Raw genomic sequence first — 6,912 nt, 5'->3', positions numbered from 1 at the left:
TTCCAGGAGATCGAAATCGGCATGGGCCTGGCTCGCGCCTACCGCGTCACCTATGTCGGCGAACTCGGCTGGGAGCTCTATGTCTCGACCGACCAGGCGGCCCATGTCTTCGAGGTGGTCGAGGAGGCAGGTGTGGATGTCGGCCTGAAACTCTGCGGCCTGCACACGCTGGATTCCTGCCGCATCGAGAAAGCGTTCCGGCATTTCGGCCATGACATCACCGATGAGGACAATGTGCTGGAAGCCGGCCTCGGCTTCGCGGTGAAGACCGCCAAGGGCGACTTCATCGGCCGTGACGCGGTGCTGCGCAAGAAGGAAGCCGGCCTGTCACGCCGGCTCGTACAGTTCCGGCTGAAGGATCCGGAACCCCTGCTCTTCCACAACGAGGCGATCCTGCGCGACGGTAAGATCGTTGGTCCGATAACGTCTGGCAATTACGGCCATCACCTCGGCGGCGCCGTCGGGCTGGGCTATGTGCCTTGCGAGGGCGAGAGCGAGGCGGATGTGCTGGCGTCGTCCTATGAGATCGAAATCGCCGGCGAGCGTTTTGCGGCGGAAGCCTCGCTGAAGCCGATGTACGATCCGAAATCGGAGCGGACGAGGATGTAGTGCCTTCTCGCCTCCCCCTTTGTGGGGGAAGGAAGGGAAAGTCGCCCTCTCAAAACCTTTCCAGCTTCCCTCGCACCTTCGCCAGAAACGCCGCCCTTGTCGCCGGCGTCGAGGCATCCATCAAATAGTGCGCCAGGAAAAACGTCCGGCAGCGCGTCGCGCACAGCGCCCGCATGCCGCGCAGCAGGGTCTTGCGTCCCGGCTGGCCGACGACGACGCTCCACCAGGTCGGCGCGCCGCAGGTGGTGATGACGCCGACCTTGGTTACATGCGTCATCAGCGACTTGATCCGTCCCTTGCCGGCCGGCAGCTTGAAGGCGACGTCCGTCGCCCACACCCGGTCGAGCCAGCCCTTCAGCATCGCCGGCAGTCCGTACCACCAGGTCGGATAGACGAACAGGATCGCTTCGGCCCAGTTGAGCAGTTCGAAATGCGGCTTCAGTGCCGGGTCCTGCGGCGCCTGGTCATTGTAGGAGCGCCGCTCGTCGCAGCCCATCACCGGGTCGAATTTCTCCGCATAGAGGTCGAGCAGCCGCACCTCCCAGCCTCGTCGCATCAGCACGTCGATGGCAGTGTCGCGGATGGCGGCGCAAAAGCTCTCGGGTACCGGATGGCAGTAGACCACCAAGGCGCGCATCAGAACTCATCCATGCGGGCCGCGACCTTGGTCGTGAAAGCCTTGCGCGTGCCGTCGGTAGACAGGTTCATCGCGTAGTGCGCGAGGTAGGTCACCGGCGCGCCCGGTTTGACGGTGGCGCGCAGCATCCGCTTGATCAGCCTGCGCGGCGGATCGCCCATCAGCAGGGCGCGGAACCGGCTGCCGCCGTAGGTGGTCACCGCCGCAACCTTGCGAATGTTGTGCAGCGACGGCTGCGCCTTGCCGTCGACCAATTTGAACGACACGCCGGGCAAGAACACGCGATCGAAAAAGCCTTTCAGGATCGCTGGAAAGCCATAATTCCAGACGGGATAGGAAAGCACCAGCGCATCGGCGCGCAGCAGGCGCTCGACATAAGGCGCGACAGCGTCGGCGGGGCCCCGTGGGTTGTGGTAGTCCAGCCGCTCCTGGCGCGTCAGTCGCGGATCGAAACCCTCGGCATAGAGATCGCAGTCGTCGACCGTATGGCCCGCCGCCGTCAGGCGCTCGACGATCATCCGGTGCAGGCCGGCATTGAAGCTGGTCTCGACCGGATGGGCGTAGAGGACGAGGATGTTCATCATCCTACCTTCTGCAGCCCCTTGAACAAAAAAGTCCGCCCGGAACGGTAGTCGTAGTCCGGGTTTTCCCAGGCGATCATCTTGCCGGGGTTGAGGAGCCCTTGCGGATCGGTCTCGCGCTTGAAGGCGAGTTGCACCGCGTCGGTCTGCTTCATGCCGCCCTCTTCCAGCGTGTAGCGATGCGGGTTGAAGATCGGGCAACCGTTCGCTTCATGCAGGCGCACGATCTCGTCGAGCCGCGCCTCGGTCGTGAACTTGACCAGCGGCAGGCCGAAGCAGGTAATGTTGCCGTCCAGCCGCACGAATTCCAGATGCGAGAAAACCTCGCCCGGAAACATCGCATCCATCTTCTCGACAAGCGCCAGCTGGTTGGGAAAGGGATAGAGCGACTGCAGATAGGTGATCGAAGGGTCGACGCGCAGCGCCCTCAGCGTGGTGTGGTTCCAAGCCAATTCATAGGCCGGCGGCAGGCCTTTTTTCTCATCCGGCGTCGCCGTGGCCGCATTGTAGATCACCTCGCCGCCGGCACGCCGGGTGAAGGCAAGAAAAGCGTCCAGCCCATGCTGCGCCACCATGACGAGGCAAATGCTCTGCCCGTCGCTCAGGAATTTCTGGTGCCGCTTGAAATAGAGCTGCGGCACGGGTGCCGCTATCGGCGTGATCAGCTTGGTCAGGATGCCATCCTGACACGCCAGCGCATTGCCATAGCGGGCCGCATCCATGAAAGCGTCGAAGCCGACAATGACGTCGATCCAGTCATAAGCCGCGGTCAGCGGCATCTCGACTTCCGATATGATGCCGTTGGTGCCGTAGGCATGGGTCACCTTGTGCAGATCCGCGCCGGTGAGCTCGAGCGCTTTCGGCTCGGCCTCCATGGTCACCACGCGCAGCCGAAGCACATTGCCGAAATCGCGCAACCCGCCGAAATTGATCGAGCCGACGCCGCCCGAACCGCCGGCGATGAAGCCGCCAATCGAGGCTGTGTTGTAGGTGGAGGGCGATAGCCGCAGTTCCTGCCCGGAATGCGCCCGCGTTGCCTTGTCGATATCGGCCAGGATCGCCCCCGGCCCGGTCACGACGCGACCCGGAGCGATTGACTTGATCTCGTTCATCTCGGCAAGGTTGAGCACGACGCCGCCGGAGAGCGGCATCGCCTGGCCGTAATTACCGGTGCCGCTGCCGCGCGGCGTCACCGGCACGCCATGACGATGACAGGCGGCAAGCACGCGGATCAGTTCGGCCTCGTTCTTCGGCGTCACGATCAGGTCGCCGGTGACATGGTCGAGCTGCTGCTTCAGCACCGGGCTGTACCAGTAGAAGTCACGGCTCTTCTGCTGGACGATGGCCGGATTGTCGTCGACCTTCAGGCCTTCGAGATCGCGTTTGAGCGCCGAAACATCCATCATTCCACCATCAGTTCGTCGAGTTCGGCATAATCTGGCAATTGGCGGTCGATCGCCTTGCCGCCGCGCACCACGATGCGATCCGATTCGGGCCGCGACAGCAATTCCGTCCAGCTTCGGCCTTTGAACACGATGAAATCGGCATCACCGCCGGCAGCCAGCGTGCCGAAGCCATCAAACCGCATCACCTTGGCCGGCGTCGCGGTGACCGCTTGCGGCCAGTCGGCGACCGGATGATCGAAATGCAGGATGCGCGTCGCCATGCGGTAGACCTCCAGCATGTCGAGATCGCCATAGGCATAGAAGGGATCACGCGTGTTGTCGGAAGCAACCGCCACCGGAATGCCCCTCGCCTTCATCTCGTGCAGCAGCGTCACGCCACGCCAGCGTGGCGTGGTGCCGTCGGCGCGCCGGTCCTGCAGATAGAGATTGCACATCGGCAGCGAGACGACGGCGAGCCCCGCTTTCGCCACCTTGTCCAGCGTGTCGAGCACGTCGAGATCCGGCTGGCGCGCCAGCGAGCAGCAATGGCCGACGAGGATCTTTCCTTCGAAACCGTTCCACAGAGCGGCCTCGGCGATCTTCTTCAGCGATATGGCGGAAATGTCGTTGGTCTCGTCGGCATGGAAATCGAGATCGAGGCCATGCTTGATGGCCTGCGCGAAGACGTGGTCGAGCAGCTCTTCGAGGTCCGGCGCCATATAGGTGACGACACCGAGCACGCCCTTTGCCGCGGCAACCCTCTTTGCCAGCCTGTCGAACCACTTTTTGTCGCGCACGCCTTCGATGCCGAGCAGGCAGGCGCCCTGCAACTCGATGCGGCCGCGCCATTCCTCGCGCATCGCCTCGAACGCCGGCCAGGAGATTTCCTCCTGCGGCGCGACGCTGTCGATGTGGGTGCGCAGCGCCCTTGTGCCATGGGCGTAGGCGCAGCGCAGCGAGAAATCCATCCGCCGCGCCAAATCCTCGGCGCTCCAGCGTGCCACACGATCGGCACCGGCGGCATTCAGCGCACCCATGAACGTGCCGTCGGGATTGGGCTTTCGCGGCCAGATATGGCCCTTGTCGATATGCGTGTGGCAGTCGACGAAGCACGGCAGGATTATACGGCCGCCCAGGTCGACCGCATCAGCGGATCGGCCATGCGCGGTGATGCTGGAAATCTTGCCGTCGGCCACAGCGATGTCGGCAAGCCCGAAGCCGTCAGCATCGAAGGGCGCGGAAAGGCCTGGCGTCAGTGAGCGATGAAGGCGAACATTGGCGAGATGGTAAGAGCCGGAGGTTGGTATCAAGCGTTGCCCCCCTCTGCCCTGCCGGGCATCTCCCCCTCAAGGGGGGAGATTGGCAGCGTCCGTGCCGGCTCATTTTTTTCAATGTTGGAGATTGGCGAAGATCGTGACAGCGGCCAATCTCCCCACTTGAGGGGGAGATGTCCGGCAGGACAGAGGGGGGCGCCTCGCACCAACATATCAATCACGTCACACACCCTAGCGCTCCTGCTTCAGCGCGCTTTCATGCCAGCGCCGCAAGATGAGATGCGATATCAGCGACAGCACGAGGAAGATCAAAATGCCGGTCAGCGAGATCAGGAACAGCGCCGCGAACAGCCGCGGCGCGTTGAGCCGGTAGCCGGCCTCGATGATGCGCGAGGCAAGGCCGGACGACTGGCCGGTGGTACCGGCAACGAACTCGGCCACCACGGCGCCGATCAGCGACAGGCCGCCGGCGATCTTCAACCCGCCGAGGAAATAGGGCATCGCCGCCGGCAGCCTGAGATAGCGCAATTGCTGCCAGCGCGTCGCGCCGTTGAGCTTGAACATATCGCGCAGATTGCGGTCGACGGAGTTGAGGCCAAGCGTGGTGTTGGACAGGATCGGAAAGAAGGCGACGATCCAGGCGCACAGCAGAAGCTTGGTCGTCTGGTCGTTCACATAGATGTTGATCAGCGGAAAGATCGCCACGATCGGCGTCACCTGCAGCACGATGGCGAAGGGGAAGAACGACATCTCGACCCATTTCGACTGCGCGAACAGCACCGCCAGCCCGACCCCGCCTATGACCGCCAGAGCCAAGCTGAGAAAGGTGATGCGCAAGGTGACCAGCAGCGAGGAAAACAGCAGGCCGGCATCGTTGTAGAGCGTCCACAGCACCACGCCGGGACGCGGCAGGATGTATTGCGGGATCTCGTTCCACACGCAGATGCGATCCCACAGCCAGATCGCCAGGATCATGATCGCCAGCGGCAGCACCCAGCGGCCGATCCGTTCGAACCGCGCCTGGCGCACGCGGCGTGCTTCCTCGGGATCGAGTTGGAGCATCCGCTCGTCAATGGCCGTCATAATGCGCGCCTGCTGTTGAGTTGATGGCCTTGACCAGCACGTCGGAGGCCTGACGGCACAGTGCCGCATAGTCTGGCGAGGTGCGAAACGCCTCGTCGCGCGGATAGGAGGCCTCGATGGCGAGTTCGTCGAACACCCTGCCCGGCCGCGCCGCCATGACGACGACGCGGTTGGACAGGAACACGCTTTCGAAGACACTGTGGGTGACGAAGACGACGGTGAACCGTTCGTCCTGCCACAGTTCCAGGAGATCGTTGTTGAGCTTGAAGCGGGTGATCTCGTCGAGTGCCGCGAACGGTTCGTCCATCAGCAGCACGCGCGGTTTGGTCACCATGGCGCGCGCTATGGATACGCGCATCTTCATGCCGCCTGACAGTTCGCGCGGCACCGCGTTTTCGAAGCCGGTCAGGTGAACCCGCGCCAACATCTCCGTTACCGCCGGTGTCGCCTTGGCGCGCGAAATGCCTTTCAGCCGAAGCGGCAGCCAGACATTGTCGAAAACATTGGCCCAGGGCAGCAGCGTCGGCTCCTGGAAGACGAAGCCGATGTTCGAGCGGTCGAGCGAGCCGCCACCGCGCCAATCGAGCACGCCGGAAGTTGGCGTCGACAGGCCGGCGATCAGCCGCAGCGCCGTCGACTTGCCGCAACCCGACGGCCCGAGCAGGCTGACGAAATCGCCTTCCCGGATGGTCAGGTCGACGTCGCTGAGCGCCGTCACGCCGTTGGAGAACACCTTGCCGACGCCCTTCAGCGCCAGGAGCGTCGGGGCCGCACCCGACGCAGCCGGCGCTTGCGCCACTTTTTCCCTTATCATTCCGGGGCGGCCTATTTCTTCAGCTCGAGCCCGACGCCTTTGTTGATGAAGGTCAGCGTGTAGGCCTTCTTGATGTCGATGCCGGCTGGCGTGACCTTGGCCTTGACCATCTTGTCGTAGAAACTCTTGATCCGCGCGTCGGTCATGGCGCCGATGCCGAGCTTTTCGGTGTCGCCGGAATCGGCCAGGCCGAACTTCTTCATCTGCTCGATCGAGAACGCGATCTGCTCGTCGCTCATGTCGGGATTGTCTTTCTTGATCATGTCGTTGGCGGCTTTGTTGTCGCCGTAGAGATATTTGTACCAGCCCTTGGCCGAGCCATCGACGAAGCACTGGACCACCTCCGGCTTCTTGTCGATCGTGTCCTGCATCACCTCGATCGTCGTCGAATAAGTGTCCCAGCCATAGTCGGCGAGCAGGAACTGGTTCGGCACGAAGCCGCCTTCCTTCTGGACCGCGAACGGCTCTGAGGTGACGTAGCCCTGCTGGATCGACTTCTTGTTGGCGAGGAAGGGAGCGGTGTTGTAGG

Annotated in this window: 8 protein-coding genes and 1 pseudogene; 2 read left to right on the top strand and 7 right to left on the bottom strand. The window is 63.1% G+C overall.

The annotated features are described in order from the left end of the window. Window positions 1-609, top strand: a 609-nt coding sequence (locus EN991_RS17295; RefSeq protein ID WP_164769152.1) for an aminomethyltransferase family protein, incomplete at its 5' end; no start/stop codon positions are given. 49 nt (window positions 610-658) lie between these two features. Here the strand turns inward: EN991_RS17295 and EN991_RS17290 are convergent. The 4 genes from EN991_RS17290 to EN991_RS17275 are packed head-to-tail and all read right to left on the bottom strand — an operon-like array spanning window position 659 to window position 4,522. Beyond that, on the bottom strand, window positions 659-1,246 hold the full coding sequence (locus EN991_RS17290) for an NAD(P)H-dependent oxidoreductase (protein WP_024501339.1): 588 nt from the start codon (window positions 1,244-1,246) through the stop codon (window positions 659-661). Continuing rightward, window positions 1,246-1,827 (bottom strand): NAD(P)H-dependent oxidoreductase, encoded by a 582-nt coding sequence (locus EN991_RS17285; protein ID WP_164753555.1) that lies wholly within the window; start codon window positions 1,825-1,827, stop codon window positions 1,246-1,248. The genes EN991_RS17290 and EN991_RS17285 overlap by 1 nt, the downstream gene beginning before the upstream one ends. Then, complete coding sequence (locus EN991_RS17280; protein WP_127369199.1) at window positions 1,827-3,230, bottom strand: FAD-binding oxidoreductase; 1,404 nt, start codon at window positions 3,228-3,230, stop codon at window positions 1,827-1,829. The genes EN991_RS17285 and EN991_RS17280 overlap by 1 nt, the downstream gene beginning before the upstream one ends. Next, window positions 3,230-4,522, bottom strand: coding sequence for a cytosine deaminase (locus EN991_RS17275; RefSeq protein ID WP_127369197.1), 1,293 nt, complete (start codon window positions 4,520-4,522; stop codon window positions 3,230-3,232). Before EN991_RS17275 ends, EN991_RS17280 begins: the two co-directional genes overlap by 1 nt. On the opposite strand from EN991_RS17275, the pseudogene EN991_RS40930 reads away from it, so the two are divergent. Beyond that, a pseudogene (locus tag EN991_RS40930) lies at window positions 4,523-4,683 on the top strand (precorrin-3B synthase); the annotation flags it as partial. It lies immediately after the preceding gene. 34 nt (window positions 4,684-4,717) lie between these two features. Here EN991_RS40930 and EN991_RS17265 read toward each other — a convergent pair. The 3 genes from EN991_RS17265 to EN991_RS17255 form a co-directional block, all read right to left on the bottom strand. Further along, window positions 4,718-5,569: an ABC transporter permease gene (locus tag EN991_RS17265; RefSeq protein WP_013531128.1), complete on the bottom strand. Its 852-nt coding sequence runs from the start codon at window positions 5,567-5,569 to the stop codon at window positions 4,718-4,720. Beyond that, entirely contained in the window at window positions 5,556-6,383 is an 828-nt protein-coding gene (locus EN991_RS17260) for an ABC transporter ATP-binding protein (protein WP_064993741.1), read from the bottom strand. The genes EN991_RS17265 and EN991_RS17260 overlap by 14 nt, the downstream gene beginning before the upstream one ends. An 11-nt stretch (window positions 6,384-6,394) precedes the next feature. Further along, the coding region (locus EN991_RS17255) for an ABC transporter substrate-binding protein (protein WP_164769150.1) at window positions 6,395-6,912 on the bottom strand (518 nt) is incomplete at its 5' end.

The organism is Mesorhizobium sp. M7A.F.Ca.US.005.03.2.1, from assembly GCF_003997795.1.
Lineage (GTDB): Bacteria > Pseudomonadota > Alphaproteobacteria > Rhizobiales > Rhizobiaceae > Mesorhizobium > Mesorhizobium ciceri.
This window is presented reverse-complemented; position numbering and strand designations above follow the sequence as displayed.